This is a genomic window from Pseudomonas sp. CC6-YY-74, assembly GCF_002025205.1.
GTDB classification, from domain to species: Bacteria; Pseudomonadota; Gammaproteobacteria; order Pseudomonadales; family Pseudomonadaceae; genus Aquipseudomonas; species Aquipseudomonas paeninsulae.
In genome coordinates this window covers 3,222,667-3,249,570 of the sequence record NZ_CP019947.1, presented here as the reverse complement: position 1 = coordinate 3,249,570, position 26,904 = coordinate 3,222,667, and the positions used below count along the sequence as shown (strand labels likewise).

The following is a 26,904-nucleotide window of genomic DNA, read 5'->3' as shown; positions in this document are numbered from 1 at the left end:
TGCTGCATCCTCAGGCCGTTTGCCGTGCTGCAACGAAGGCCGTCAGGCTGGCCACGTTGGCAAAGTGCTTACGGGTGTCCTTGGCTTCGGCGTCGATCTTGATGCCGAAGCGCTTCTGGATCGCCAGGCCCAGCTCCAGGGCGTCCACCGAGTCCAGTCCAAGGCCTTCGCCGAACAGCGGCAGATCGGCGCCGATGTCTGCGGCCACCATGTCTTCCAGGCCAAGGGCCTCAATGATCAGATGCTTGATTTCCAGCTGTAAATCGCTCATCTACGGCGAGCTCCTTAATGAAGTGGTGGTGCAAAAATTCGTTGAGTTTACGCGAGGCGATAGGCGCCGCGCCCTGCGCGCTGAACAGTTGCGGGTCGATATCTTCGCCCACACGCAGGTGAATATGGAAACGCCGCGGCGGAATACGGTACCAGGGCTCGGCCTTGGTCAGCGTGGTTGGGGTCACGCTGATCGTCACCGGGGTGACGACGCGCGCACCGCGTAGCGCGATGGCGGCGGCGCCTCTATGGAATTCGGGCGGCTGCCCCGGTGTGGTGCGCGTGCCTTCGGGGAAGATCACCAGGGTCTGGCCGCTGCGCAGGGCGGCGGCGGCCTCGTCGAGCATGTCCATGCTGCCGCTGTTGCTGATGTACTGGGCGGCGCGAATCGGTCCGCGCATGCAGGGGTTGTCCCACAGGCTCTGCTTGACCACGCAGTTGGCATCGCGAATGAAGGCGATCAGCGCCACCACGTCGATCAGCGATGGGTGGTTGGCGAGTACCAACTGGCCCGGCCGGCCCAGGCGTTCGGCACCTTGCACCTCGTAGGTCAGCACCCCGCTGCGGAACATGAACTGGATGAAAGCCCTGAACGCCCAGCTGATCACGCGGCGGGCGCGGTAGCGGTGCGCCTCGGCGTTGCCCGGCAGCAGGGCCAATACGGGAAAGACCAGTACGCGCAGCAGCACGCCGCCTATGCCGAACAGGGCAAAGCTCAGCGCCGTGGCGATCAGGCGCCACCAGAGGGGCGCGCTGTATGGGCTCAGGCCTTGTTGTGTGACCAGGTCCATTGACGGTTGTTCCAGTGATGCACGAGGGTCGGCTGCCCGCTGCAGAGCGTACGCAGCAGGCTGATGGGGTGTGGCCATGCGGCTTTTTGGCCGGTACCGCTGCACAGTTGCAGGTGCCAGTCGTCGCCAGGTGTCAGCAGCAAGGCCACCGCGTAGGGGAAAGGCACGTCGTCGACATAGGGCGCATACAGCGCTGGCGGTGTTTCTTCGGCGATGACCAGCAGCACTGCCGGAGCGCCCTCGCCGAGCAGCATGCTGGCTTCCAGCATGGCGTGCTCGAGGCCATCGCCGGCAGCGGCCACGGCGCTCATCTCGCTGGTGTCGCCACGCAGGATCGACCATTGACCAATGATGGCGTTGTGCACCGAAAGGCTGAACTGGGTCGGCGACAGGGGCTCGTCGCGCGCCAGGTCGCTGAGGATGGCCAGGGTGCGCGGCGTTTCGCCGTGGCGCGAGGCGAAGATCAGGGGCAAGGCCGGGTAAGCGTCGGCCAGCGGCCAGGCAACCTGGAACAGCATCCGCGCCAGGCGGCTGAGGCGTCGGCGTTGCATGGCCGGGAGGAAGCTGACATCCGGTTGCTGCTGGCCGTCAGCCAGGCGCACAGGTGCCGCGCACCAGGTGCGCCAGTCATCAATGCTCTCCAGGCCGGGGGCCCAAGCACGCCATTGCTCGATCCTGAAATGCATCACATCAAGCGTTTTCCCGGCCCTTGTGGGCGTCCTTAGTCAACTGCGGCTGTCTCGCGCGACGGGTTGAGTTGTCGGCGGCGCCATGGCGAAGTAGCGCATTATCTAGGTCGCCGGCCCTCTGCGCAAACTTTGCCAGAATGCCTCTGATGGATGGGCGGGCGATTTCAGACGCCGACCTCGCCCTTGTCCTGCGCTTTGCATAGAATCCAAGGCCAACGAAATCAGGGAGGTTTGTCATGCGGCGTGTGGTGTTCAATCAGAAAGGCGGAGTGGGCAAGTCCAGCATTGCCTGCAACCTGGCGGCAGTAAGTGCCTCGCAGGGCTACCGCACGCTATTGGTCGATCTGGATTCCCAGGCCAACTCCACTCACTACCTCACGGGCTTGACGGGCGATGAGATCCCCACGGGCATCGCCGAGTTCTTCAAGCTCAGCCTGACCAGTGGCCCGTTTGCCAAGAAAGGCCGGGTCGATATCTACGAGACGCCGTTTGCCAACCTGCACGTGGTCACGGCTACGGCCGAGCTGGCCGACTTGCAGCCCAAGCTGGAGTCGAAACACAAGATCAACAAGCTGCGCAAATTGCTCGATGAGCTGGCCGGGGATTACGACCGGATTTACCTGGATACACCGCCGGCGTTGAATTTCTACACGGTTTCCGCGTTGATCGCCGCTGATCGGGTGTTGATCCCCTTCGACTGTGACAGTTTCTCGCGACAGGCCCTGTACGGCCTGTTACAGGAAATAGAGGAACTCAAGGAAGACCACAACGAAGGGCTGGAGGTCGAGGGCATCGTGGTCAACCAGTTTCAGCCCCGTGCGACCTTACCGCAGCAGTTGCTCGATGAACTGATCGCGGAGGGCTTGCCGGTGTTGCCGGTGAACCTGATGAGTTCGGTGCGCATGCGTGAATCGCACCAGGTCTGCACGCCGTTGATCTATCTGGATGCACGGCACAAGTTGACCCAGCAGTTCGTCGAATTGCACGACTTGCTCAATGCGGCCGATTGAACGGGCTGAGTAACGACCAAGTGGGCAAAACCCGCCAGGTATCGACGGGTAACCGACGGCGGCCCTGGGACTTGCGACCCTCAGCAGGGATATAGCCAACAAAAAGGCGCCACTGGCGCCTTTTTGTTGTGTTGTTCGGCTGACGGCTGTTTAGCGCACGACCAGAATGTCGCAGGGCGCCTTGTGCAGGAAATGCTGCGCCAGGCTGCCGAGCAATGCCTGGGAAAAGGCGCTGCGGCCATGGCTGCCGAGTACCAACAGCTCGCTGCGGCGGGTTTTCAGCTGTTCCTGCAGTTTGCGCAGGATGCCGCCTTGTTGCACCGAATGGGTCAGGCTCGGACCATCGGCGGGTAGGATCTGTGCTTCGTCCTGCAGCAGCTGGTCGATCAAGGCGCGCTGGATCTGCAACTGCGCCTCGACTTGCTTGGCCGTGCCCTTGTCCGGCTCGAACACGTGCAGTGCATGCAGTTCGGCCGTTGCCGGTAGCAGGCGATAGGCCTGCTCCAGGGCACTGCAGGCGCAGAGGGAGAAGTCGATGGCGGCGAGGGCGCGCTGGTAGGGCTGGGGCTCATTGCGCGCCACCAGCAGCAGCGGCACGCTGCAGTTCCTGGCGATACGGTCCAGGCTGGTGCCGGAGAAGAAATCATGGCGCTGGTGGTGGGCGCCCAATACCAGCAGGTCGCAACCCAGTTCCTGCACTTGCTGCAGCACCACCTCGGAAGGTTTGCCGCTGATCAGGCGCAGTTTGCTGCCCGGCGGGGCGTATCGGGTCAGGCTGCGATCCAGGGTCTGGTGTGCCTGCTCATGCTCCTTGCTGCTCTGGGTGGGATCGAGAACGTGCAATATCGTCAGCTTGGCGTTGTGTTGCTGTGCCAGCTGGGTGGCGCGGCACAGGGCCATATCGGCCGTGTCGCGCAAATCATGGGCAATCAGGATATGGGTGAACATGGGGGCAAATCTCCGGCCGATGGATGTCGGCGATTTATTATCCATCAAGCAATAGTCGTTCTTTTGATTCAAGGCAAGGCCAGGCGTCAGTGAGCACGTAATTGATAGAGGCCGCGACTCTCGGCCACTATTTCGCCACTGGCGTCGGTCAGCTGCAATTCCAGCAGGTAATCGGCCTTGCCCTTGGATTGCGCCTCGCTCTGCAGCCGGTCGATCTGCTCGGCATCGAGTCGGGCCTCGACGTGAATATCGGCCAAGGCCGGACGGCGAAAGCGCAGGTTCATTTCCTTGATCACCGGGTAGAAGCGCTGGCTGTCGAAGCTGGTGAGAAACAGTGCGCCACCGGGGATCTCCGCCAGGGTGAAGAGTGCGCCGGCGTACATGCTGCCGATATGGTTCTGGTTACCGGTAAGCGGCATACACAGACGCACGTGGCCCGGTTCGAGCACTTCGGCCTTGAGACCGCTACGTTTAACGAAGGCGATCTGTTCTTCGGTGAGTTGGCGCACCAGTTCAATAGGCATCGGCATTGTTCGGCTCCCTGGGTGATGGTCAGGTCAACTTAAAGGTTGAGCGGCCGCTGGGTAATGACCGTAATGCCAGCCGCGGGTTGACCGATTCGTTCAGATTCCTTGCTCACGCAGCCAACCGAGTAATTGCGGCAGCGACAGTGCGCCACTCTGGCGCGCCACTTCAAGACCGCCCTTGAACAGGATCAGGCTGGGGATCGAGCGAATGCCCAGTTGGCTGGACAGTTGCGGGTTGGCCTCGCTGTCCAGTTTGCCCAGGCGACAGCGGCCCTGCAGTTGGCTGGCCGCCTGGTTGAACGTCGGTGCGAAGGCCTTGCAGGGGCCGCACCAGTCGGCCCAGACATCCACCAGCAACGGTAAATCACCCTTGCGCTGGCTGGCGAAGTTGGCCTGGGTCAGTTCGAACGGTGTACTCGCCACCACTGCATGCTTGCAGCGCCCGCAGCGCGGATTGTCGCCCAGGCGCTCGGCGGGGATGCGGTTGAGGCCATTGCAGCTTGGGCAGGGGATCAGCAGCGGGTTGGACATGAGCGACTCCAGAGACGGGATAGCCCTTATCTGGAGTCGGCCGGTGCACTTATCAAGGCTAATCCCGCAAGGGTACCGTCAATCCCCGGCGGCCTGCAGTGCCTGTTGCAGGTCGGCAAGAATGTCGTCGCTGTGTTCGATGCCGACCGACAGGCGCACCATGTCGCGCGGCACCCCGGCCCTGGCCAGCTCCTCGTCGTTGAGCTGACGGTGGGTGGTGGACGCCGGATGGCAGGCCAGCGACTTGGCGTCGCCGATGTTGACCAGGCGCACCACCAGTTTGAGCGCATCGATAAAGCGCGCGCCGGCCGCCTGGCCGCCGACGATGCCGAAGGATAGGATCGAGGCCGGTTTGCCTTGGCAGTATTTTTGCGCCAGCTCATGCTCGGGATGATCGCTCAGGCCGGCGTACTTCACCCAGGCCACCTGCGGGTGTGCCTTGAGGAATTCAGCCACCTTGAGCGCGTTCTCGCAGTGGCGCTCCATGCGCAGGGCCAGGGTTTCCAGGCCTTGCAGGATCAGGAAGGAGTTGAAGGGTGAGATGGCCGCGCCCATGTTGCGCAGCGGCACCACCCGGCAGCGGCCGATGAAGGCGGCCGGGCCGAAGGCCTCGGTGTAGGTCACGCCGTGGTAGGAGGCGTCCGGGGTGTTGAGCAGGGCGAAGCGCTCCGGGTGCTGGGCCCAGGGAAACTTGCCGGAGTCGACCACGATGCCGCCGATGCTGGTGCCGTGGCCGCCCATGTACTTGGTCAGCGAGTGCACCACGATGTCGGCGCCGTGCTCGAACGGCCGGCAGAGCATCGGCGTGGCCACGGTGTTGTCGACAATCAGCGGCACGCCATGGCGGTGGGCCGCGTCGGCCAGCGCTTGCAGGTCGATGATGTTGCCGGCCGGGTTGCCGATGGACTCGCAGAACACCGCCTTGGTTTTGTCGTCGATCAGCGCTTCCAGGGCCGCGATGTCGTCATGGGCGGCGAAGCGCACTTCGATGCCCTGGCGCGGCAGGGTGTGGGCGAACAGGTTGTAGGTGCCGCCATACAACTTGGCCACCGAGACGATGTTGTCGCCGACTTCGGCAATGGTCTGGATGGCATAGGTAATGGCCGCCATGCCGGAAGCCACGGCCAGCGCGCCGACCCCGTTTTCCAGGGCCGCCACGCGCTTTTCCAGGACGTCGGTGGTGGGATTCATGATCCGCGTGTAGATGTTGCCGGCGACCTTGAGGTCGAACAGGTCGGCGCCGTGCTGGGTGTCGTCGAAGGCGTAGGAGGTGGTCTGGTAGATCGGCACCGCCACCGCCTTGGTCGTCGGGTCGGGGCTGTAGCCGGCGTGGATGACCAGGGTTTCCAGTTTCATGCGGGCGTTCCTTCAGGCGATTGAAAGAGGCGCAGCATGGCGAGGGAGGCCAATCCGGGTCAATGATCTGCGGCAATAAAATTGCAGCGACATCAGCTCAATTGATGTGGACCTGATGTCGCTCACACCGGCGTCAGTGGCCAGAACCAGGGGATGACGAAGCTGGCGACCACCCAGAGCAGCAGATTGAGTGGGATGCCGATCTTCATGAAGTCGGTGAAGCGGTAGCCACCAGCGTTGTAGACGAAGGTGTTGGTCTGGTAGCCGATGGGCGTGGCGAAGCTGGCGCTGGCGGCGAACATCACCGCCACCACGAAGGGCCGTGGATCGACGCCCAGGTGCTGGGCCAGGCCGATGGCGATGGGGGTGACCAGTACCGCCACGGCGTTATTCGACAGCATCTCGGTGAGGATCGAGGTGAACAGGTAGATGAACGACAGCATCAGCAGTGGCCCGGCCCAAGGCATCAGGCCCATGACGTTCTCCACCATCAGTTTGACCAGGCCGACCTTGTCCATGGCGATGCTGATCGCCAGCATGCCGAAGATCAGGCTGAGGATCTTCCAGTCCACTGCCTTGTAGGCGTCTTCCACGTCCAGGCAGCGGGTTGCCAGCACGGTCACCGCGCCGATGATCGCCAGGCCTTCGATGGGCATCACGCCGAAGGCGGCGAGCAGCATCACCGACAGCGTGGCAATGATCGCAATCGGTGCCTTGTCGCGGCGGAAGGCGCGCTCCTGCACGGCGTTGAGGCTGATCAGTTCGCCATTGTCGGCGAAACGTTTGATTTGCGCTGGGGTGCCCTCGACCAGCATCACGTCGCCGAATTGCAGCTCGAAGTCGTCGAGGTTGCCCTGGATATTCTCATCCTGACGGTGCACGGCGAGCACGGCGATGCCGTAGCGCGCAGTCAGGTCGAGGTCGCGCATGGGCCGGTGGCTGTAGCGTGAATTGCGCCCGACTATGGCCTCGGCGAGGATCACGTCGTGGCTGCTGATGGTTTCGAAGGCGTCGCCGCGGTTGAAAGTCAGGTGGCCGCTCTCGCGCAGCTCCACCACGTTTTTCACCTGGCCATGCAGCAGCAAGCGGTCGCCGCTGGCGAGCGGGGTGTCGTGGCTCGGCTCGGTCAGCTCCTGGTCCTCGCGGAACAGCTTGAGCACCTGCAAGCCGTTGCCGCCATTGAGGTTGGCCTCGCTCAAGGTCTTGCCGATCACCGGCGAGCCGTGTGGCACCAGCAGCTCGGTCATGAAGGTGCGATCGAGGTCGGGGCGCAATTGCTTGGACAGGGTTTCTCGATCCGGCAGCAGATGGCGGCCGATGGTCAGCAAGTAGAGCATGCCGACCGTGGCGAGGATCAGCCCGGCGCCGGTGATCTCGAAGATGCCGAAGGGCGCCAGGCCAGCCTTGCGCGCCACGCCGTCGACCAGGATGTTGGTCGAGGTGCCGATCATGGTCAGGGTGCCGCCGAGGATGGTGGCGTAGGACAGCGGAATCAGCAGCTTCGACGGCAGGGTGTTGGCGCGGCGGGCCAGGGCGATGGCCACCGGGGTCAGGATGGCCACCACCGGGGTGTTGTTCAGGCAGGCGGAAATCACCAGGGCGGTGAGCGTCAGGCCGGTGAGAACGCGAATCGGGCTGGTGCCGACCAGGTTGCCCAGCCAGTTGCCCAGGGCGTCGATGCAGCCGGTGCGCTCCAGGGCGGCCGACAGTACGAACATGCAGGCGATGGTCACCGGCGCCGAGTTGCTCAACACGCTGAGTACTTCGGCGGGGGTCAGCAGTTGCGTGACCAGCAGCGCCGCTACGGCAATCGCCGCGACTATGTCCGGGCTCCATTTCTCGCGCACGAAGGCATACAGCAGCCAGACCAGCAGGGCGCCGACAAACAGCAAGGGCAGGGGCAGTGAGTCCCAGAACATGAGCGTCCTTAGCGTGCGAATCTTGTGTGAGGTAGCGGGCACGCTCAAGGGCGGCCTCGCGAGGCGCTGAAGATAAGGGTTGCGGCTTAGAGAGTCTAAGAATGTTTGAGAAGGTTTATATGCCTTTTCGGTTTAATAAGTAAGGCTGTACCGCCACCCTCGTCGTGCACTGTCTCTGTGTCAGCCAGCCATTGGCCGGTTAGGCTCGGGTTTTTGTGAAGGGGATGAGCGATGCGCCAGTTAGGTATTCTCGGAGGCATGAGCTGGGAGTCCACCGCGAGCTATTACCGCCTGCTCAATCAGGGCGTGCGTGAGCGTTTGGGCGGCCTGCACTCGGCGCCCTTGCTCGTGCATTCGCTGGACTTCGCCGGGATCGCCGCGCTGCAGCAACTGGGCGACTGGGAGGCTGCTGGGCGGCAGTTGGCTACTGCGGGCCAAGGGCTGGAGCGTGCCGGTGCGACGGCGCTGCTGCTGGCGACCAACACCATGCACAAGGTGGCGCCGGCCATCGAGGCGGCGCTGGACATTCCCCTGCTGCATATCGGCGATGCCGTGGGTCAGGCGTTGCAGCGCCAGGGGATCAAGCGCGCGGCCTTGCTCGGTACGCGCTTCACCATGCAGGAGGCGTTCTACCGCGAGCGCCTGGCCGAGCGCTTCGGTATCCAGGTGGTGGTCCCCAAACCGGCGCAAATGGCAGAAATCGATAGGGTTATTTTCGCCGAGCTGTGTCAGGGCCAGTTCCACGACGCTGCCCGTGCCTTCTACCTGGACTGCCTGGCACAGCTGCACGAGCAGGGCGCCGAGGTGGCGATTCTCGGCTGCACCGAGATCGGCCTGCTGCTCGAAGGCGCGTGCGCGGCGCTGCCGTTGCTCGACAGCACCGAGCTGCACGTGGCAATGGGGCTGGAGTGGCTGCTGGGGCCTGCTACGACGAACAGCTGATCTCCAGGTGCTTGCCCCATTCCGGCGGGCGCTGGGCATAGCGCTCGAAGCCGGGTTGCTCGTCGAACGGCCGGCTGAGCACGGCGTGCAGTTCGCGTACCGGGCCATAGTCGCCTTGCTCGGCGGCATCGATGACTTGCTGGGCCAGGTAGTTGCGCAGGATGTACTTGGGGTTGGCCGCGTGCATGCGCGCGCGGCGCTGTTGCTGATCGCCACCATCCTGTTGGCTGCGGGCACGGTAATCATCGGCCCAGGCATCGAAGCCGTTGAGGTCGGTGAAGTCTTCGCGCAGGCGGGCCAGAGACTGGTCGGGCGCGCTGTCGCCCAGTTCGCGGAAGAAGAGGGTGTAGTCCACCGCGCTGCTCTGCATCAGTTGCAGCAGGCGTTGGATCAAGGCGTCGTCGCCGGCATCGCTGCTGAGCAAGCCCAGGCGGCGGCGCATCAGGTCAAGGTAATGGGCCTGATACAGCGGCAGGAACAGGCCCAGGGCCTCGCGCAGGGCGTCGACCTCGACCAGCGGAGTCAACGCCTGGCCCAGCGCCGCCAGGTTCCACTGGGCAATCGGCACCTGGTTGCTGAAGCTGTAGCGCCCGGTGTCGTCGGAGTGATTGCAGATGTGCTTGCTATCGAAGTCGTCGAGGAAGGCGTAGGGGCCATAGTCGAAGGTGATACCGAGGATCGACATGTTGTCGCTGTTCATCACCCCGTGGCAGAAGCCATAGGCCTGCCAGTGGGCGATCAACTCGGCGTTGCGCTCGACCACCTCGCGGAACATGGCCAGGTAGGGTTCCGGCTGTTCTTTACACGCGGGGAAGTGGCAGCTCAGCACATGCTCGCCGAGTTGTTTCAGCAGGTCGTGCTGCTGGGTGTAATAGAAGTACTCGAAGTGGCCGAAGCGCACATGGCTCTGCGCCATGCGCAGGATCATGGCCGCGCTTTCCTGTTTCTCGCGCCATACCGGGGTGCTCGACGCGGTGACGCACAGCGCCCGTGAGCTGGGGATGCCGAGGGCATGCAGGTGTTCGCTGGCGAGAAATTCACGGATCGATGAGCGCAGTACCGCACGGCCGTCGCCCATGCGCGAGTAGGGCGTCTGTCCGGCACCCTTGAGGTGCAGATCCCAGTACTCGCCGGCCTGGTTGACCACCTCGCCCAACAGCAGGCCGCGGCCATCGCCCAGGCGCGGGTTGTAGCTGCCGAACTGATGCCCGGAATAGACCATGGCCCGCGGCTCGGCCTCGCTCCACAGCGTGTGCCCGGCGAACAACTGGGCGAATACCTCGCTCTCGGCTTCGCCGGGGTCGAGGTCGAGCAGGGCCATGGCCTCCTGGCTGACCACCACCACGCGCGGCTCGGCAATCGGCTCGGGCAATATATGGGTGGAAAAGGCATCGCCGAGACGGGCGAAGCGATTGTCGAAGGTCAGGTCGGTAAGCGACTTCAAAGTAAGACTCCAGCAGGACGGGGCACTGCGACGATCCGCACGTTGCTCGGACGGTAGACCCCGAGCAACGTCAGATGTTTAGGTCGGGTCGATGTCAGGCGTCGTCGGGGTGATCGGATCCTGGTCGGCTTCAGGTTCGGCTTCGGGTTTAAATGTGGGTTTGTGCGCGGTATCGGGGGCGGGCTTGGCGGGTTCGCCGAGCGTGCTCTTGCCGGTGCTCAGGTTGAGTTCCTGGCCCTGCAGGTTCTTGACCATGACTTCGACCTGGTTGAAGGCCATCTCGACGTCGTTTTCGCGGAAGCTCAAGGCGATGCGGGTGAGGATTTCATCGGTGGAGGCATTGCGGTCGCCCAGTTCGCGCACATGGAAGCGCAATTCGTAGTCGAAGGTGCTGGGGCTGATGCTCAGGAAAAACAGCAGCGGCTCGGGATCGCGCAGCACCCGTGGATTTTCCTCGGCGGCCTGCAGCATCAGCTTGCGTGCCAGCTCCAGGTCGGTCTCGTAAGCCACGCCAATCTTGATGATCACCCGGGTGACGGTGTCGTTCAGCGACCAGTTAACCAACTGGTCGGTGACGAAGGTCTTGTTCGGTACGATGATTTCCTTGCGGTCGAAGTCGGTGATGGTGGTGGCGCGGATGCGGATCTTGCTGACCGTGCCGGACAGATTGCCGATGGTCACCACGTCGCCGATGCGTACCGGGCGTTCGAACAGGATGATCAGGCCGGAAATAAAGTTGGCGAAAATCTCCTGCAGGCCGAAACCCAGGCCGACCGAGAGCGCCGCCACCAGCCATTGCAGCTTGTCCCAGCTGACCCCGAGGGTCGACAGGGTGACCACGAAGCCGATGGCGACAATCGCATAGGACAGCAGGGTGGTGGTGGCGTAGGCGCTGCCTTGTGCCAAATGCAGGCGCGACAGCACCAGGACTTCCAGCAGGCCGGGCAGGTTGCGCGCCAGAGCCGCGGTGATACCGACGATGATCAGCGCGCTGAGCAGGTCGCTGAGGCTGATCGGTACCAGACTGGCGCTTTCGCCGCTGCCGCTGCTGTATTCATAGAGACTGATGTTGTCCATGTAGGCGAACACTGAAATCAGGTCGGCCCAGACCCAGTACAGTCCAGCAATGAAGATGCCCAGCAGGGCCAGGCGAATCAGCCGTAGCGACTGCTGGTTGACCTGTTCGATGTCCAGGGTTGGTTCTTCGATCACCACGTCGCCGCTTTCGCCCTCGCTGGCTTGTTGCGCCAGGCGCTTGGCGGTGGCGCGCTGGTAGGCCAGACGCCTGGCGGCGACGCCGAGGCCGCGGACGAAGGCCGCCTCGACGAATAGCCAGATGATCAGCAGGTAAAGCGTGTCGATCAGCCGGTCGCTGAGTTTCAGCGCGGTGTAGTAGTAACCGAAGCCCACCGCGATGATCAGCGCCAGCGGCAGCAGGCTGAACAGCAGGCCGAGGAATATCCGGAACGCCGAGGCTTGCTCGCGGGCCGGGCCACTCAGCAGCAACTTGTGCAGCATCCAGGCCATCAGGCCGTAACAGCCCAGCACCACGGCAATCCCGATGACATCATCGGCCAGGCTGGCGGGTTGGTGTTCGGCGACGGCGACAACGCCGGCCAGGGCCAGTACCACCAGACCCAGGTAACGAATCTGTCTGTGGAGGAAATTTACCTGCGCTCGCGGCCAGCGGAAATGCAGTTCGGCCACGCCACCCGGGGCGAGGATCCGGTAGACGGTGTAGAACACCAACCAGGCCTGGGCCATTTCGAACATGGCCGCCCCGAGGTTGGCGTTCTGTCCGCGGGCGTCCATCTGCAAGGCGAAACCGCACAGCGCCAGGAACAGGGTGCCGGGTAGGGCCAGCAGCATGTTGAGGAAAACGGCCAACGGCGTGTGCAGCTGGCTGTCGCGCTTGAAGTGGCTAATGTCCTGATGCAGTTCGCTGAGCTTGAGGTACAGGTAGCTGCGTTTCCACAGCAGCAGGCCGATCAGCAACAGCAGCGGCAGAAACAACAGCGGGCGCTCGACCAAGCCGGCGCCCAGCTCGCGCAAGCTGGAACCCCAGGGCAGGTCGGCAATCTGCCGTTCCAGCAAGCGTGGCACGCTTTTGAACCAATCGAGATCCAGGGGCTTGTTGCTGGGGATCCAGAACATCTGCTCGTCCAGGGTCGCGCGCAAGGCGCCGGCGGTGCTTTGCAGTTGTTTCTGGTTGAGTTGCAGGGTGATCGATTCGTTGAGCAGCGCATTGAGCTCACGGTTGAGACGGTTGAGCAGCTCGCGGCGGGTGCTCATCAGTTCAAACAGGGTCGCGCGCAATTCCGCGGTGACGTTCTCGGCGGGCTGCTTGGCGAGCAGCTGCTCGACATAGTCGCCGGGGTTGCTGAGTTGCTCGCGCTGTTGGGTCAGGTCGAACTGGTAGAGGCGAATGTCGGCAATTTCGTCGGCCAGTCCTTTGTCCAGCGTCAGCTTGGGCAAGGCCTGCTTCTGCTGGTAGAGGATCTTCGACAGCAGCAGGCTGCCTTGCAGCACGCCAATCTGTTCGTCCAGCGCTTGATCGCTCTGGTTGAGCGCGTCCAGTTGCTGGCGGGTTTGCAGGTTCTGCTGGGTCAGCTGGTTAAGGCGTTCGGTGGAGCGTAACAGGTAGTCGGACAGCTTGAGGTTGCGCGTGCTGACGCTGGTCAGGAGCTTGTCGGAGCCGGCTTTTTTCGCTTCGATCGATTGCTCGGCGACGGTTTTCTCGGACTGTGCCCGGCGCTTTTCGTTGACCAGCGATTGCAGCTCGAGCAGCTCCTGCTCCAGACGCTTGATGCGTTCATCGAGCAAGTCGCGCTGGCTGCTGCCAAGGTCCTGCAGCAGGCTGTTACCTGCCAGCTCCTCGCGCCGCAGCTGGGTCTGCGCATTGAGCGCGGCGAGTTCCGCGTTGAGCAGGTCGCGGCGCTCGGTAGTCAGTGATTTGTTGGCGTCTTTACCGTTTTTCAGGGCAGTGTTGATCTCCTGAATCCGCGTCTGATTGCTGCTGATCTCCCCCTGCGCCCGCTCGGGACGGGTCTGCGCGGTGATGATCAGGCTGTTGGCGTCGATGATCTGCTTCTGCCAGTCGTTCAACTGAACATTGCGCTCGCTGAGCAGTTGCTCCAATTGCGGCACAGCCGTATCGGCATAGCGCGGGGTAACCGGGGTGGCTTGGCTGGCTTTGAGGCGGGTCAGTTCGCGCTGCGCTTCATTAATCAGTTGCGGCGCCTGCTCGAGTTGCTGTTTGAGATCGACCAGGCGTTTTTCGCTGTAGGTTTGCTGATTGAGCAGCTCGAGGGTCTTCTCCAGGGTCTGCTTGAGCGCCAGCTGCTCGGTTTCCGGCATTTTGCGCTCGGCCAGGTTTTCCAGGTTGCGCTGCACATCGGCGCTTTTCGGCGACTCGGCCGCGAGACTCAAGGGCGTACTCAGGCAAAGCCCGAGCAGAAGGACGGCTAGATAGGGACGTAAAGAGGGCATGGTCGCGATCGTGCTGCTGGAAAAGAGGTTGAGTCTAACAGGCTGCTGAAAAGCGTGGCGCAGCGGGTTTGCAGCAGTCGGTCAGAGAAACAGCCCTGGCCCTGGACGGCTACCTTCGGGAAATTTGACGCCGACTTTGCGGACCTTGTTCCCCTCCATCGCCGCCACTGTCCAGAGCAGGCCCTGCCACTCGACCTGATCGCCGATCACCGGTTCGCCGCCGATCTGCTTGGCGATAAAGCGGCCTAGCGCTTGCTGGCCGTTGATGTCGGCCAGTTTCAGGCCGTACAGCGCGGCAACCGCGCCGAGTTCGGCGTCGCCTTCCAGGACGAAATCGCCGAAGAAGCGCAGATCCTGGCCACGCTTCGGTGCCTGGCTGAACAGTTTGCCCAAGCCTGGCAGGTCGTGTTCGTGGCCAACTACGCAGAGCAGGTCGCCAGCTTCGAGGCGGGTGCTGCCAGAGGGGTGGAGCAGTTCCTTGTCGCGAAACAACGCGGCAATGCGGGTGCCCTCGGGCATCTTCAGTTCGCGCAGGGCGGCACCGATGCACCACTTCTCCGCGCCCAGTCGGTAGATGAACAGCTCCCACTGGCTGGTCGGGTGCACGTCCAGGCCAGCGCGCGATATCGGTGCCGGCTCTGGCGGCACGGTGACGCGCAACAGCTTGGCGGCCCAAGGTAGGCTGGTGCCCTGCAGCAGCAGGGAGACCAAGACGATGAAGAAGGCCACATTGAAGAACAGCTGGGCATTCTCCAGACCGGCCATCAGGGGGAACACCGCGAGAATGATCGGCACCGCGCCACGCAAACCAACCCAGGCGATAAAGGCGCGCTCGCGGTCATGAAAGCCTTTGAATGGCAGCAGGCCAATAAGAATCGACAGTGGCCGGGCGAATAGAATCATCCACAGGGCCAGGCCCAGCGCCGGCAGGGCAATCGGCAGCAGTTCATGGGGTGTGACCAGCAGGCCGAGTACCAGGAACATGCCGATCTGCGCCAGCCAGGCCAGGCCGTCGAGCATGTGCAGGATGCCGTGACGCGAGCGGATAGGCCGATAGCCGAGCAGCAGGCCACACAGGTAGATGGCCAGAATGCCGCTGCCGCCCGCGGCATTGGTGATGGCGAAAATGATCAGCCCGCCGCTGACCACCAGCAAGGGGTAGAGGCCGTTGGCCAGCTCCATGCGGTTGACCAGATTCAGTAGCAGCCAGCCGCCACCCAGGCCGAACAACGCGCCGATGCCGAATTGCTGCAGCAGTTGCAGGGGTAGTGACCAGCTCAAGCCATCCTGGCCGCTGGCAAGCATGGCGATCAGGGTCACGGTGAGGAACACCGCCATGGGATCGTTACTGCCCGATTCGATTTCCAGGGTAGCGCTGACCCGTTCGTTCAGGCCACGCCCGCCGAGCAGGCTGAATACCGCAGCGGCGTCGGTGGAGCCGACGATGGCGCCGATCAGCAAGCCTTCCATCCAGCTCAGGTTGAACAGCCAGGCGGCGGCCATGCCGGTCAGCCCGGCGGTGATCAGCACCCCCACCGTGGCCAGGGACAAGGAGGGCCACAGGGCTACGCGGAAACTGGAAACGCGGGTGCGCATGCCGCCATCGAGCAGGATGATTGCCAAGGCCAGGTTGCCCACCAGATAGGCCAGTGGGTAGTTTTCGAAGAGGATGCCGCCTGGGCCATCAACGCCGGCGAGCATGCCGACCGCGAGGAAAATCACCAGGATGGGAATGCCGAAACGCGAACCGAGCGCACTGACCAGAATGCTCAAGGCCACCAGCAATGCACCGATCAAGAACAGATTATTGATGGTGCTGGCGTCCAAGGAGGTACTCCGGGTCGGAAGGCGACTGCATCGATATGCATGGTGCGTGCCAGCGATTCTAACCTGCGTCTTCGTCTCACTGTCAAGAAAACGCCCCGCTCATCCAATGGGGGCGTCCGCTTGGTGGTTTGCTCTGCTTGAGTGCCTAGGGTGGGTTAGCGGCGCGGGAGGAAGGGGGCGGTTTGCCTCGCAGGTCGAGCGCCGCGTAACCCTCCAGGCGTTAGCCCGGTCGGCGGCAATGGTGGGTTACGCCGCCATTGAGAGTGGAATGCAATGGGCGACCGAGGCAGGCGCCTAACCCACCCTGCGTCGGTCGCGCTGTCAGCCTTAGAACCAGCTGTTCTGCATGCTCAGGCAGGTGTCGTCGCGCGCTTCGAGGATAGCCAGGTTGTGCTGGCAGCCCGGCACTTCCCAGGTCAGGAAGTAACGCGCGGCCTGCAGCTTGCCTCGATAGAAGTCGCGGTCGACTGGATTGCCGGCCGCCAGACCCTGCTCGGCCTTGATCGCCTGCTCCAGCCAGCGCCAGCCAATCACCATATGACCGAAGACGTTCAGGTACAGCGCCGAATTGGCCAGGCCCTGGTTGACCTTGCCGCTCATCAGGTCGCCCAGCAGCGCCAGGGTCACGGCGGACAGGCGCGCCAGTAGTTGCTCCAGCGGATGGCGCAGGGCGTTCAGCGACGCATGTGCGCTGGCGCGTTGGCAGCAGTCCTGGATCAGCTTGACCAGTTGCTTGAGCGCCGCGCCGCCGTTCATCGAGACCTTGCGCCCGAGCAGGTCGAGCGACTGGATACCGTGGGTGCCTTCGTGGATCGGGTTGAGGCGGTTGTCGCGGTAGTACTGCTCCACCGGGTAATCGCGGGTGTAGCCGTGGCCACCGAGGATCTGGATCGCCAGCTCGTTGGCCTTCAGGCAGAACTCCGAGGGCCAGGATTTGACAATGGGCGTGAGCAGATCCAGCAACTCCAGGGCGATACGCCGTTGCTCTGCGGTTTCCAGGGTCTGGGTGTCGTCGAACAAGCGCGCGGCGTACAGGCCGAGGTCGAAGGCGCCTTCGACGTAGGCCTTCTGGGTCAGCAGCATGCGCCGCACGTCGGCGTGCTCGATGATCGCCACTTGACTCGAGGTCGGGTCCTTGCCGTCCGGCTGGCGGCCTTGCGGGCGCTGGCGGGCATAGTCCAGCGAGTACAGGTAGCCGGCGTAACCGAGCATCACCGCGCCCATGCCGACGCCGATGCGCGCCTCGTTCATCATCTGGAACATATAGGACAGGCCGGCGTGCGGCTGGCCCACCAGGTAGCCGATGCACTCGCCGTTATCGCCGAAGTTCAGCGCGGTGGAGGTGGTGCCGCGCCAGCCCATCTTGTGGAACAGACCGGCCAGGATCACGTCGTTGCGCGGCCCCAGGGAGCCGTCGTCGTTAACCAGAAACTTCGGCACGATAAACAGACTGATGCCCTTCACTCCGGGCGGCGCGTCCGGCAGCCTGGCCAACACCATGTGCACGATGTTCTCGCTCAGCGGATGGTCGCCGCCGGAGATGAAGATTTTGTTGCCCTTGATCCGGTAGCTACCGTCAGCCGCCGGTTCGGCCTTGCTGCGCAGGTCCGACAAGGAGGAGCCGGCATGCGGTTCGGTCAGGGCCATGGTGCCGAAGAAGCGGCCGTCGATCATCGGCTGCAGGAAGCGCTGCTTCTGTTCCGCGCTGCCGAAACTTTCGATCAGGTTGGCCGCGCCCATGGTCAGGAAGGGGTAGGAGGTGGTTGCCGCGTTAGCCGACTGGAAGTGGGCAAAGCAGGCCTGCGACAGCAGATTGGGCAGCTGCATGCCGCCGGCGTCAAACTCACGGGTGGCATTGAGGAAGCCGGCTTCGAGGAAGGCGTCGACCGCCGGCTTGACCTCGGGAATCAGCACCGCAGCGCCGTCGACGTACTCGGGCTCGTGTTCGTCGTTCTTGCGGTTGTGCGGGGCGAACAGCTTTTCGGCGATGCTGCGCGCGGTGTCGATGGCCGCATCGAAGGTCTCGCGGCTGTGCTCGGCGAAGCGTTCGCGCTGGGTCAGGGCTTCGGCGTCCAGCACTTCGTAAAGCTCGAAGGCCAGGTTGCGGGAGCTGAGCAGGGACTCGGACATGGGTATATCTCCGGTTAGGATGCGCCGAGTCTAAGCAGGCTCAGGTGTGGCTCCCAGCACTATTAATGAGCGTGATAAAGGCTCAGAGAGCAAACCCCTTGGCCAGTTCGCGGGTCAGTGCGCCGGCCTCTATCTCGGCGCAACCGCTGACATTCTGGCCGGCCCAGAGTGGCGAGAAGTCGCCGCTGCCCTGGCTTTCCGCCTTGGCGCGCAAGGGTGCGATGGCGGCAGTGGCCAAGGGAAAGCCCGGGGCCACAGGGCTGATCGGCCCCTGCTCACGGATTAGCCGGTTGACGATGCCCCGCGCCGGGCGGCCGCTGAACAGGTTGGTCAGGGCAGTATGCCGCGCCTGCGGACTGTGCAATGCGGCGCGATGGATGGCGCTGGTGGTCGCTTCCGGGCAACAGAGGTAGGCCGTGCCGATCTGCACCCCGGCCGCGCCCAGGGCCATGGCCGCGCGCACGCCTTGGGCATCGGCAATGCCGCCCGCGGCAATCACCGGCAGTCGCACCGCCGCCACGATCTGCGGCAGCAGGGCGAAGGTGCCGCACTGGCGACTCAGGTCCATATCGAGGAAGTGGCCGCGATGGCCGCCGGCTTCCAGGCCCTGGGCGATGATCGCATCGACGCCATGCTCCTGTAGCCAGAGCGCTTCCTCAAGCGTGGTCGCCGAACTGAGCACCTTCGCCCCGCAGGCTTTGACGCGGGCCAGCAACTCGGCGCAGGGCAGGCCGAAGTGGAAGCTCACCACGGCCGGGCGAAACTCATCCAGCAGATCCGCCATCTCGGCACTGAACGGCTGCCGGCCAGGGCCACTGCCGATGCCTGCCGGGTCGATGCCTAGCTCGGCGTAGTACGGTTCCAGCGCGCTGCGCCAGGCCGCTTCCCGCTGCGCATCGGCCTGCGCCGGGGCGTGGCAGAAGAAGTTGAGGTTGTAGGGCTTGCTGGTCTTGGCCGTCAGCGTAGTCAACTCGGCGCGCAACCCGGCGGCATCGAGCATGGCGCAGGGCAGCGAACCAAGGCCGCCGGCATTCGATACGGCCACTGCCAGTGCGTGATTCTGCACCCCGGCCATGGGGGCCTGGATCAATGGCAGGTCGATACCCAGCAGTTGTTGCAGTGGCATAAGGTTGCGCTCCATGACGTTGCGTTGCCGCAGGAGGCATAACCATAGCCAGTTGCAGCCGGTAGTGGCCAGTGCAAATGCTGACGCGGCAGTTGCTGGCGGCCTGTTAAGCTGTGCGGCCACAGGAGCCCGCACATGAACTACCGTCACGCCTTCCATGCCGGCAACCATGCCGATGTGTTGAAACACGTTATCTTGAGTCGCTTGATCGCCCTGCTGTCACGCAAGGACGCGCCTTTCGCCTACCTCGACAGCCACGCCGGCGTGGGTCTCTACGACCTCGCGGGGACCAGGCCAGCCGCACCGGCGAATGGCTGCAGGGCATCGCCCGGCTGTGGCAGGCCGAGGATGTACCGGATCAACTGGTCGATTACCTGGAAGTGATTCGCGCCATGAACCCCGGCGGCGTGCTGCGGCATTACCCGGGCTCGCCGGAGCTGGCGCGCATGCTGACGCGCGAACAGGATCGTCTGCACCTCAACGAGAAACACCCGGAAGACGGTCGCCTGCTCAAGGAAAACATGGCCGGTGACCGCCGTGTTGCCGTGCACCTGGGTGAAGGCTGGCATGTGCCGCGGGCCTTGCTGCCGAGCCGCGAGAAGCGCGTGCTGCTGCTGATCGATCCGCCCTTCGAACAGGCCGATGAGCCGGAGCGCTGCGTGCAGGCGTTGAACGAAGCCATTGGCCGGATGCGCCAGGCGGTGGTGGCGATCTGGTACCCGATCAAGGAACTGGGCCAGCTCAGACGCTTCTACCGCGACCTGGGAAAGAGCAATGCGCCCACGCTGCTGCGCATCGAACTCTATGTGCACCCCGCCGATGACGCGCAACGCCTGAACGGTTCCGGCCTGGTGATCAGCAATCCGCCCTGGGGCCTGGAGGACGAACTCAAGCAGATCCTGCCCTGGCTGACCACCTTGCTCGGGCAAAGCCAGGCCGGCTGGCGGATGGATTGGCTGATCGAGGAAAAGGCCCCCTAAATGGAGGCGCGTTGGGCTCAACCCCTGCACAGTGATCGCTATGCCGGGGTGGGCTGTCGCGTTATGCGCGGGCCAGTTCCAGTTCGACTTCCGCGGCCCAGTCCAGCCAGGACTGTTCGCCGAGTATGCCGCGGCGCAGGGTCAGGTAGGGCAGGCGCAGAGCGGCGCGGCGGTCTTGCGGCTGAGCGAGATACTCACGCTCGATGTCCAGCAGGCTGTCCAATGTCTTGCGGTGCACCGCCACGTGCCGGTGCATTTCCTCGCGCAGGTTGTCCAGCGTGGTATGGGCGCCCGCGTACAACTTTACCAGCAACGCATCGTTGATCTTGTTGGGCTGCACCGGCTCGGCGAGCCAGCGCAGTAATTCTGTGTGGCCGGCCGGCGTCAGGCGGTAGACCTTCTTGTCCGGGCGGGTTTCCTGCGTCTGTGCTTCAAACTCCAGCCAGCCGGCCTCGTTGAGCTTTTTCAGTTCCAGGTAGACCTGCTGGTGCTTGGCATTCCAGAAATAGCCGAGGCCATCCTTGAAGCGCTTGAGCAGGTCGTAGCCGCTGCCGGGTTCACTTTCCAGGAGGATGAGGATGGCGTGCTTGAGCGACATGGATAGCGTTCACCGGGTCGATGGGGGCGAGCGCCGCAGTATACGGATTATGCAAAAAGTTGCATTGGGCGGAGAGCCTGCTTAGTATGCAAAAAATTGCATAATAAAAACGCAGGGGCTTCCCATGAAACGCACCGGTACCCGCTTTCGCCCGCGCCTGGCCAGCAATGACTACGACGCCATCATCATTGGCTCCGGTATTGGTGGCCTGACCACCGCCGCGTTGCTGGCCAAACTCGGTAAGCGTGTCTGCGTGCTCGAGCAGCACTACACCGCCGGCGGCTACACCCACAGCTACGAGCGTGCAGGCTACGAGTGGGACGTCGGTGTGCATTACATTGGTGAGGTGCACAAACCCTGGTCGGCGATCCGCCGGGTGTTCGATGTGATCAGCGATGGCAACCTCGAATGGGCGTCGATGGACGCGCATTACGATCGCATCGTGATCGGCGACAAGACCTATGACTACGTGGCCGGGCGCGAGGAATTCAAGGCGGAGATGCAGCGCCACTTCCCCGATGAAGCGGCGGTGCTCGACCGTTATGTCGACCTGCTCAGCGAGGTCAGTGCCAAGGTCCCGCGCTTCTTTGCCGGCCAGGCCCTGCCACGCTCGCTGGGTATGCTCTACGGCAAACTGCGCCGTCTGTGGCTGCCCGACTACATGTTCAAGACCACTCGCGAAGTGCTTGAAGGTCTGACCCAGAACCAGGAACTGATCGGCGTGCTCACGGCCCAGTGGGGCGACTACGGGCTGCCACCGGCGGAGGCGGCGTTCGTCATGCACGCCATGGTCGCCAAGCACTACATCACCGGCGGCAACTACCCGGTGGGCGGTGCCACGAAAATTTCCGCAACCATCATTCCGGTCATCGAAGCCGCCGGTGGCCACGTATTCACCTATGCCGGGGTCGACAAGATCCTGGTCGAGAAGGGCCGCGCGGTCGGTGTGTGCATGCAGAAAGACGGCTTCGAATTGCGTGCCCCGCTGATTGTCAGCTGCGCCGGCCTGGTGCCCACCTATACCCGTCTGCTCGAGCCGCAGGTGGCGAGCGAGCATGGCCTGCTGGACCACCTGCCGAAGGTCGAACTGTCAGCGGCCACCCTCTGTCTGTACGCCGGGTTCAAGGGCAGCGCCGCCGACCTGCACCTGCCGAAGACCAACTACTGGGTCTACCCGAGCCACGATCACGACTACAACGTCAGCAGCTTCAAGAGCGGGCAGAACCCGGCGATGCCGCTGATCTACATCAGCTTCCCCTCTGCCAAGGACCCGGCCTGGGATGCCCACTACCCGAACAAGGCCACGGTGGAAATCGTCGCGCCGACCCAGCCGCAGTGGTTCGCCCAATGGAAGGGCACCACCTGGGGCAAGCGCGGCCCCGAGTACGAAGCCTTCAAGGCCGAGCTCACCGAACACCTGCTGGAAACGCTCTACCGTCATCAGCCGCAACTGCGCGGTGCGCTGGATTTCTGCGAGCTGGGCACACCGCTGTCCAGCGAGTGGTATCAGTGGAACGAGCAGGGCGAAATCTACGGCATCGACCACACGGTGCAGCGTTTCGAGCAACACTGGATTCACTGCCAGACGCCGATCAAGGGCCTCTACCTGACCGGGGCGGACACCGTTACCGCCGGGGTTGGTGGTGCTCTCATGGCCGGGGTGCTGACCGCGACCCGCATGCTCGGCTGGCGCGGCTACCGGGTCGGTCAGTTGTTGAAGCGCTGGACACCAGGGACGACAGTCGAGGCAGGGGAGCAGACGCCGGCGCTCTGAGCACGTGTCTCGGCGCCGGGCGGTTGGAGGTCAGCGCTTGCGCGTGGTTGCGACTGGGGCTCCACGCCATCCTTGGCCTGAACGTCGCTATCCCGGCAGGCACACTCCGGTGCCGCCCAGGCCGCAATAGCCGCCGGGGTTCTTCGCCAGGTATTGCTGGTGGTAGGCCTCGGCATAGTAGAAGGGCGGTGCCTCGGCGATTTCGGTGGTGATAGGGCCGAAGCCGGCCTTTGCCAGTTCGCCTTGGAACTGCGCCTGGCTGGCTTCGGCGGCGGCCAGTTGCTCGGCGCCGTAGCAGTAGATCGCCGAGCGGTACTGGCTGCCGGTGTCGTTGCCCTGGCGCATGCCCTGGGTCGGGTTATGCGCTTCCCAGAAGGCTTTCAGCAGCGCCGCGTAACTGGTCTGTTGCGGGTCGAAGACCACCAGCACCGCTTCGGTGTGGCCGGTCAAGCCGGAGCAGGCTTCCTCATAGGTCGGGTTTGGCGTATGGCCGCCGGCATAGCCGACGGCGGTGCTCCACACCCCCGGTTGCTGCCAGAAGCGTCGCTCGGCGCCCCAGAAACAGCCGAGGGCGAATACCGCTTGCTGCATGCCGGCCGGGAATGGCGCCTGCAGGGGATGGCCATTGACGTAATGGGCGTCTGGCACTGGCAGCGGCGTATCGCGGCCGGGCAGAGCCTGCTCGGCACTGGGCAGTTCGAGTGGCTGGGCAAGAATTTGCGAACGCAGAACCATGAGCGATTTCCTCAACATAAGCGGGTGTATCGGTAGACCGCGCGGGTGACGGGACGTTACCGGTCGTGGTCGGCGCGACATGATCGGCTAGCGGCAGGGATAGCGCTGCAGTCTTGCGATCAGTTCGCCCCCGGCGATCGGCCGGTCGAACAGGTAGCCCTGGCCGATGTCGCAGTGCTGGCGCCGGAGGAAGCCCAGTTGCGCGGCGGTTTCGATGCCTTCGGCGACTACCTTGAGTTTCAGTTTATGGGCCATGGCGATCACCGCCGAGGTGATCTCCATGTCGTCCTGATTTTCCGGGATGTCCTTGATGAAGCTACGGTCGATCTTGATCACGTCGATGGGGTATTTTTTCAGGTAGCTGAGCGACGAATAACCGGTGCCGAAGTCGTCCATCGCCAGGGTCAGCCCCAGGCTTTTCAGGCGACTGAGCTGGTGGCGGGTGTCGTCGGTGGCCTCCAGCAGCAGGCTTTCGGTCAACTCCAGCTCCAGCAAGGTTGGCGCCAGCTGTTCCTCGTGCAGGATCGCGGCGATCGAGCCAACCAGATCGGGGTCGGAGAACTGCTTGGGCGACAGGTTGATCGCTACCTGCAGGTTGCCCAGGCCAGCCGCGGTCAACTGCTTGCTCATATGGCAGGCTTGGCGCACCACCCATTTGCCGATAGGGATGATCAGCCCGGTTTCCTCGGCCACGCCGATGAATTGGTCCGGCTGAATCATGCCTTTCTCCGGATGGTGCCAGCGCAGGAGCGCCTCCATGCCGGTCAACTGGCCAGTCTTCAGGCACAGTTTGGGTTGATAGAACACTTCCAGCTCGTTCTGGGTCAGCGCGCGGCGCAGATTGTTTTCGACGAACAGTTTGTAGTCGGCCTCGGCGTTCAGTACCTCGGTGAATACCTGCAGTTGGTGCTTGCCGTTGGCCTTGGCCTTGTGCAGCGCCAGGCCGGCATGCTTCATCAGGGTTTGTGGATCGGTCCCGTGCTCTGGCGTGCTGGCCACGCCCACCGAGCCGGTGACGCTGATCAATTGATTGTCGACGAACAGTGGCTTGTCCAGGGTATGCAGCACCTGGTGGGCCAGCTGTTGGGCGCCAGCCAGGTCGGCGGCATCCAGCAGGATGGCGAATTCGTTGCTGGCGAAGCGCGCGAGTATGCCGCTCGGCGTGAGGCTGTTGCGCAGGCGCCGGGCCAGGCTGATGAGCAGCTTGTCGCCGGTCTGGTGGCCGAGGCTGTCGTTGATCCGCTTGAAATTGTCGATGTCCACCAGCAGCAGGCTGAACGGCTTGCCGTCAGCGCTGGCAAAGCGGTGTTCCAGGGCACGGATAAAGGCGTAGCGGTTACCCAGGCCGGTGAGGCTGTCGCTGTAGGCCAGGCGCTCGATGCGTTGCTGGGCCTGTTTGGATTCGGTGACGTCTTCGTAGATGCCGATGTAGTGGGTCAGAGTGCCGTCATCGGCATGCACCTTGGATATCGACAGCTGCCCCCAGTAGGGCTCGAGGTTCTTGCGCCGGCTTTTGAACTCGCCTTGCCAGTTGTTGTGTTCGGAGAGGCTGGTGGGTGCATCGAAGAGCAGCTCGCCGAGGTTTTCCAAGGCCTGCAGTTCGGACAGGCGCCGGCCTTGTACCTCGTCGGAACTGTACAGGGTGATGGCGGTAAAACTCGGGTTGACGTATTCCACCAGCCCGTCGCGATCGACCAGGATAAAGGCGCTGGCGCTCTGCTCGACCGCGCGCTTGAACAGGTGCAGCTCGCTGGTAGCGCTGCGCCGTTGCTGATTGCTCAGCACTTGCGCGTACTGATCGGCCAGTTCGCCGGCAAAGGCGATTTCGTCGGCCTGCCAGACGCGCCGCGAGTCTGTGTGCTCCAGGCACAGCACGCCGACCACTTCACCGCCGACGCGGATACTGGCATCGAGCATGGCCGTGATGCCCATGGGTTGCAGGTAGCTGTCGCGCAGTTCACGGGTACGCGGGTCGAGCGTGGCATCGTGGGCATCGATCGCCCGGCCACTTTGCAGTGCTTGCAGGTAATCCGGGCAGTCGCCCATTGCGAACGGCATGGCGCGTTCATGACGGTCGATATCGCGGCGAAACAGGGTCACGGGCGCAAGGCTGGCGCCATTCAGATTCCAGATGCTCGCCCGCGCTACGCCATACAGGCTGCACGCTGAACGGGTGATCAGCTCGGCGGCTTCACGCAGCGGATCGCTGGTCGTGTAGTGCTGGCGCGCCAGGCGCACGATCAGGCTTTGCTGGGCATGCGAGCGCTGCTGCCGTTGCTGATCCTCGCTGCTCGACGCAGGCGGGGTGGGGGCGCTAGTCTCAGCGGTGACTATCAGGTAGCCGCGCAGCAGATGCCGGCCGTGTTGCTTGAACGGCTCGCCCATTTCCATCAGGCAGACGGGGCCGTGCGCGGTATGCAGGGTGTAATGCACCAGATAATGCGCTTGCTGCGCCAGTTGCAGCTGAATGGTGTCATGCAACCGATGGCGAGCTTCGGGCTCCATCAGGCAGGCGTAGGGGGCATCGACCAGTGCGCAGAGTTCGCTGGCGGGGATGCCGAACTGGCGTTCGCAGGCCGGGTCGAGAAACAGCAGCGCCCAGCTGGCCTCGTTCAAACGCTCGAAGCGCAACATGCCGAGCCTCGACGGCACTGGTAACTGTGTCACAACCTCGGATGCTAACCGGCTCACGGCATCGGGATGGCTTTTCATCAAGCGGCTGGCTTCCAGTATGCTGGCTGAGGCAAGGGTTAGGCCCACTTCACTATAGCGTTGAGTAAGGGTGCATCATGCATTTGCGACTGACAAGAAAACTAATTCACACCGTGTGTTTACTTGGCTGCCTGGTTGCGCCGCTGACCGTGGCCAGCGAACCCGCAGCGGGGCTGAGCAGCGCCGAACAGGCCAGTTATCTGGCCGGCTTGAAGCGCCTGTACCTGAGTCAGAACGAGCGCCAGGTGCTGCTCTTGCACAGCAATGCGCTGCTGACCACCTACGCCCTGCGCGCCGGCTATCAGGTGGGTCAGGCGCAGCCTCGGGATCTGCTCTACCAGTTGCGTCTTGGCGCGCCCGGTGAGCTGATCCTGCGCGAGGAGATTCGTGGGCAAGGCAGCGACATGGCCGTGCGCAACCAGCGCATTGCGCTGTTCGGGGTCGACCCGTTTATCCGTTACGACTGCCCGTCCAGCGGCATCAGTTGCGTGCTGTACAACCCGGTCGATGGGAGCCCGCTGTTGACCATCGTGCGCGATCACCAGGGTGCGGCCGAGCTGGCCAAGGCCCTGAGCTTTCTGATCCGCAAGGTGCAGAAGGGCTGAGGCGCTGTACCGCCTGGCGTCTTTTCATTCTAGGTCGAGCCTGGGCTGGAAAATTTCGTCGGTCAGGGCGATGCTTTCAACAGACCCTGGATGCTGAGTGGCGTGCATGCAGATGCTGGACGTCAATCCCGATACTGTTTGCCGACTGATTGCTCTTGCCCAGGTGTTTCATGCCCAGGAGGCAGTGGTTATTCCTGAACAGCCGACCAGCCCCGGTGCCGATTGGGCGATGCAGGTGTTCGCCGACCATGCGGACGACGAGGTATGCCTCGAGTTCAAGTCGAGCATCGATGACCTGGAGCCTGAGCAACTACAGCAGGTCGTGGCCTTGCTCTGGTTGGGGCGTGGCGACGGCACGCTGGAGGACTGGCCAGAATTGCTCGAGCAGGCGCAGGACGACTGGAATCCAAGTACCGCCGAGTACCTGATCGCTCATCCCTTCCTCGCGGATCCTCTGCGCGAAGCCCTGGCCATGCAGGGTTACGACTGCGAGTGAGAGGT

20 protein-coding genes and 3 pseudogenes are annotated in these 26,904 nt (G+C 63.4%); 6 read left to right on the top strand and 17 right to left on the bottom strand.

Annotated features, from left to right (window positions below):
* Positions 1–10 precede the first annotated feature (10 nt).
* From B2D37_RS14785 to B2D37_RS14775, 3 genes are read right to left on the bottom strand one after another with little or no spacing between them, the layout of a single operon-like run.
* Positions 11–271, bottom strand: coding sequence for a phosphopantetheine-binding protein (locus tag B2D37_RS14785; RefSeq protein WP_079203400.1), 261 nt, complete (start codon positions 269–271; stop codon positions 11–13).
* Positions 231–1,061: a 1-acyl-sn-glycerol-3-phosphate acyltransferase gene (locus tag B2D37_RS14780; RefSeq protein WP_079203399.1), complete on the bottom strand. Its 831-nt coding sequence runs from the start codon at positions 1,059–1,061 to the stop codon at positions 231–233. The genes B2D37_RS14785 and B2D37_RS14780 overlap by 41 nt, the downstream gene beginning before the upstream one ends.
* Positions 1,034–1,747 (bottom strand): beta-ketoacyl synthase chain length factor, encoded by a 714-nt coding sequence (locus tag B2D37_RS14775; protein ID WP_079203398.1) that lies wholly within the window; start codon positions 1,745–1,747, stop codon positions 1,034–1,036. The genes B2D37_RS14780 and B2D37_RS14775 overlap by 28 nt, the downstream gene beginning before the upstream one ends.
* A gap of 239 nt (positions 1,748–1,986) precedes the next feature.
* Here B2D37_RS14775 and B2D37_RS14765 point away from each other — a divergent pair, with 239 nt between their 5' ends.
* The gene (locus tag B2D37_RS14765; RefSeq protein WP_079203396.1) at positions 1,987–2,760 is read left to right on the top strand and encodes a ParA family protein; all 774 of its coding nucleotides are present in this window, start codon (positions 1,987–1,989) and stop codon (positions 2,758–2,760) included.
* A gap of 150 nt (positions 2,761–2,910) precedes the next feature.
* On the opposite strand, the gene B2D37_RS14760 is transcribed toward B2D37_RS14765, so the two are convergent.
* The 5 genes from B2D37_RS14760 to B2D37_RS14740 all read right to left on the bottom strand — a co-directional run bounded on the left by B2D37_RS14760 (position 2,911) and on the right by B2D37_RS14740 (position 8,041).
* The gene (locus tag B2D37_RS14760) at positions 2,911–3,708 is read right to left on the bottom strand and encodes a universal stress protein (protein WP_079203395.1); all 798 of its coding nucleotides are present in this window, start codon (positions 3,706–3,708) and stop codon (positions 2,911–2,913) included.
* Positions 3,709–3,794: 86 nt separating this feature from the next.
* Entirely contained in the window at positions 3,795–4,238 is a 444-nt protein-coding gene (locus tag B2D37_RS14755) for a PaaI family thioesterase (RefSeq protein ID WP_079203394.1), read from the bottom strand.
* 93 nt (positions 4,239–4,331) lie between these two features.
* Entirely contained in the window at positions 4,332–4,766 is a 435-nt protein-coding gene (trxC, locus tag B2D37_RS14750; protein WP_079203393.1) for a thioredoxin TrxC, read from the bottom strand.
* A 78-nt stretch (positions 4,767–4,844) separates the two neighbouring features.
* Positions 4,845–6,122 carry a bifunctional O-acetylhomoserine aminocarboxypropyltransferase/cysteine synthase gene (locus tag B2D37_RS14745; RefSeq protein WP_079203392.1) on the bottom strand — a complete coding sequence of 426 codons (1,278 nt, stop codon included), beginning with the start codon at positions 6,120–6,122 and terminating at the stop codon, positions 4,845–4,847.
* A 122-nt stretch (positions 6,123–6,244) separates the two neighbouring features.
* Positions 6,245–8,041 carry an SLC13 family permease gene (locus tag B2D37_RS14740; RefSeq protein WP_079203391.1) on the bottom strand — a complete coding sequence of 599 codons (1,797 nt, stop codon included), beginning with the start codon at positions 8,039–8,041 and terminating at the stop codon, positions 6,245–6,247.
* A 231-nt stretch (positions 8,042–8,272) separates the two neighbouring features.
* Between B2D37_RS14740 and B2D37_RS14735 the strand changes: the two genes are divergently transcribed.
* Complete coding sequence (locus B2D37_RS14735; protein WP_079203390.1) at positions 8,273–8,983, top strand: aspartate/glutamate racemase family protein; 711 nt, start codon at positions 8,273–8,275, stop codon at positions 8,981–8,983.
* On the opposite strand, the gene selO is transcribed toward B2D37_RS14735, so the two are convergent.
* From selO to B2D37_RS14705, 5 genes are all read right to left on the bottom strand, one after another.
* Entirely contained in the window at positions 8,967–10,427 is a 1,461-nt protein-coding gene (gene selO / locus B2D37_RS14730) for a protein adenylyltransferase SelO (protein WP_079203389.1), read from the bottom strand. The genes B2D37_RS14735 and selO overlap by 17 nt on opposite strands.
* 78 nt (positions 10,428–10,505) lie before the next feature.
* A complete protein-coding gene (mscK, locus tag B2D37_RS14725; protein WP_079203388.1) occupies positions 10,506–13,916 on the bottom strand; it encodes a mechanosensitive channel MscK in 3,411 nt (1,136 codons plus the stop codon).
* Positions 13,917–13,997: 81 nt separating this feature from the next.
* Positions 13,998–15,743 carry a potassium/proton antiporter gene (locus tag B2D37_RS14720; RefSeq protein WP_079203387.1) on the bottom strand — a complete coding sequence of 582 codons (1,746 nt, stop codon included), beginning with the start codon at positions 15,741–15,743 and terminating at the stop codon, positions 13,998–14,000.
* Positions 15,744–16,070: 327 nt separating this feature from the next.
* Positions 16,071–17,873, bottom strand: coding sequence for an acyl-CoA dehydrogenase (locus B2D37_RS14710; protein ID WP_079203385.1), 1,803 nt, complete (start codon positions 17,871–17,873; stop codon positions 16,071–16,073).
* Positions 17,874–17,955: 82 nt separating this feature from the next.
* Positions 17,956–18,999: a nitronate monooxygenase family protein gene (locus B2D37_RS14705; RefSeq protein WP_079203384.1), complete on the bottom strand. Its 1,044-nt coding sequence runs from the start codon at positions 18,997–18,999 to the stop codon at positions 17,956–17,958.
* A 135-nt stretch (positions 19,000–19,134) separates the two neighbouring features.
* Here B2D37_RS14705 and B2D37_RS14700 point away from each other — a divergent pair.
* A pseudogene (locus B2D37_RS14700) lies at positions 19,135–19,979 on the top strand (23S rRNA (adenine(2030)-N(6))-methyltransferase RlmJ).
* A 61-nt stretch (positions 19,980–20,040) separates the two neighbouring features.
* Here B2D37_RS14700 and B2D37_RS14695 read toward each other — a convergent pair.
* A complete protein-coding gene (locus B2D37_RS14695) occupies positions 20,041–20,577 on the bottom strand; it encodes a PadR family transcriptional regulator (protein WP_079203383.1) in 537 nt (178 codons plus the stop codon).
* A 124-nt stretch (positions 20,578–20,701) separates the two neighbouring features.
* On the opposite strand from B2D37_RS14695, the gene B2D37_RS14690 reads away from it, so the two are divergent.
* Complete coding sequence (locus B2D37_RS14690) at positions 20,702–22,351, top strand: NAD(P)/FAD-dependent oxidoreductase (RefSeq protein WP_079203382.1); 1,650 nt, start codon at positions 20,702–20,704, stop codon at positions 22,349–22,351.
* A gap of 87 nt (positions 22,352–22,438) precedes the next feature.
* Here the strand turns inward: B2D37_RS14690 and msrA are convergent, their stop codons facing one another.
* The 3 genes and pseudogenes from msrA to B2D37_RS14680 form a co-directional block, all read right to left on the bottom strand.
* Positions 22,439–23,086, bottom strand: a complete 648-nt coding sequence (gene msrA, locus B2D37_RS14685) for a peptide-methionine (S)-S-oxide reductase MsrA (protein WP_079203381.1) — start codon at positions 23,084–23,086, stop codon at positions 22,439–22,441.
* 87 nt (positions 23,087–23,173) lie between these two features.
* A pseudogene (locus B2D37_RS24215) lies at positions 23,174–23,872 on the bottom strand (putative bifunctional diguanylate cyclase/phosphodiesterase); the annotation flags it as partial.
* Between the two features lie 168 nt (positions 23,873–24,040).
* Positions 24,041–25,798 (bottom strand): annotated as a pseudogene (locus tag B2D37_RS14680) (diguanylate cyclase domain-containing protein); the annotation flags it as partial.
* Positions 25,799–25,875: 77 nt separating this feature from the next.
* Here B2D37_RS14680 and B2D37_RS14675 point away from each other — a divergent pair.
* Both B2D37_RS14675 and B2D37_RS14670 read left to right on the top strand, forming a co-directional pair.
* Positions 25,876–26,403, top strand: a complete 528-nt coding sequence (locus tag B2D37_RS14675) for a hypothetical protein (protein ID WP_079203379.1) — start codon at positions 25,876–25,878, stop codon at positions 26,401–26,403.
* 106 nt (positions 26,404–26,509) lie between these two features.
* Positions 26,510–26,899, top strand: coding sequence for a DUF3775 domain-containing protein (locus tag B2D37_RS14670; protein WP_218190326.1), 390 nt, complete (start codon positions 26,510–26,512; stop codon positions 26,897–26,899).
* The last annotated feature ends 5 nt before the right edge of the window (positions 26,900–26,904 follow it).

Coding starts and splice junctions, on each gene's coding strand:
- B2D37_RS14690 (WP_079203382.1), top strand. CDS start 20,702: ATGAAACGCACCGGTACCCGCTTTCGCCCGCGCCTGGCCAGCAATGAC.
- msrA (WP_079203381.1), bottom strand. CDS start 23,086: ATGGTTCTGCGTTCGCAAATTCTTGCCCAGCCACTCGAACTGCCCAGT.
- B2D37_RS14780 (WP_079203399.1), bottom strand. CDS start 1,061: ATGGACCTGGTCACACAACAAGGCCTGAGCCCATACAGCGCGCCCCTC.
- B2D37_RS14745 (WP_079203392.1), bottom strand. CDS start 6,122: ATGAAACTGGAAACCCTGGTCATCCACGCCGGCTACAGCCCCGACCCG.
- B2D37_RS14705 (WP_079203384.1), bottom strand. CDS start 18,999: ATGCCACTGCAACAACTGCTGGGTATCGACCTGCCATTGATCCAGGCC.
- B2D37_RS14735 (WP_079203390.1), top strand. CDS start 8,273: ATGCGCCAGTTAGGTATTCTCGGAGGCATGAGCTGGGAGTCCACCGCG.
- B2D37_RS14755 (WP_079203394.1), bottom strand. CDS start 4,238: ATGCCGATGCCTATTGAACTGGTGCGCCAACTCACCGAAGAACAGATC.
- B2D37_RS14675 (WP_079203379.1), top strand. CDS start 25,876: ATGCATTTGCGACTGACAAGAAAACTAATTCACACCGTGTGTTTACTT.
- mscK (WP_079203388.1), bottom strand. CDS start 13,916: ATGCCCTCTTTACGTCCCTATCTAGCCGTCCTTCTGCTCGGGCTTTGC.
- B2D37_RS14765 (WP_079203396.1), top strand. CDS start 1,987: ATGCGGCGTGTGGTGTTCAATCAGAAAGGCGGAGTGGGCAAGTCCAGC.
- B2D37_RS14695 (WP_079203383.1), bottom strand. CDS start 20,577: ATGTCGCTCAAGCACGCCATCCTCATCCTCCTGGAAAGTGAACCCGGC.
- B2D37_RS14740 (WP_079203391.1), bottom strand. CDS start 8,041: ATGTTCTGGGACTCACTGCCCCTGCCCTTGCTGTTTGTCGGCGCCCTG.
- trxC (WP_079203393.1), bottom strand. CDS start 4,766: ATGTCCAACCCGCTGCTGATCCCCTGCCCAAGCTGCAATGGCCTCAAC.
- B2D37_RS14760 (WP_079203395.1), bottom strand. CDS start 3,708: ATGTTCACCCATATCCTGATTGCCCATGATTTGCGCGACACGGCCGAT.
- B2D37_RS14670 (WP_218190326.1), top strand. CDS start 26,510: ATGCAGATGCTGGACGTCAATCCCGATACTGTTTGCCGACTGATTGCT.
- B2D37_RS14785 (WP_079203400.1), bottom strand. CDS start 271: ATGAGCGATTTACAGCTGGAAATCAAGCATCTGATCATTGAGGCCCTT.
- B2D37_RS14710 (WP_079203385.1), bottom strand. CDS start 17,873: ATGTCCGAGTCCCTGCTCAGCTCCCGCAACCTGGCCTTCGAGCTTTAC.
- B2D37_RS14775 (WP_079203398.1), bottom strand. CDS start 1,747: ATGCATTTCAGGATCGAGCAATGGCGTGCTTGGGCCCCCGGCCTGGAG.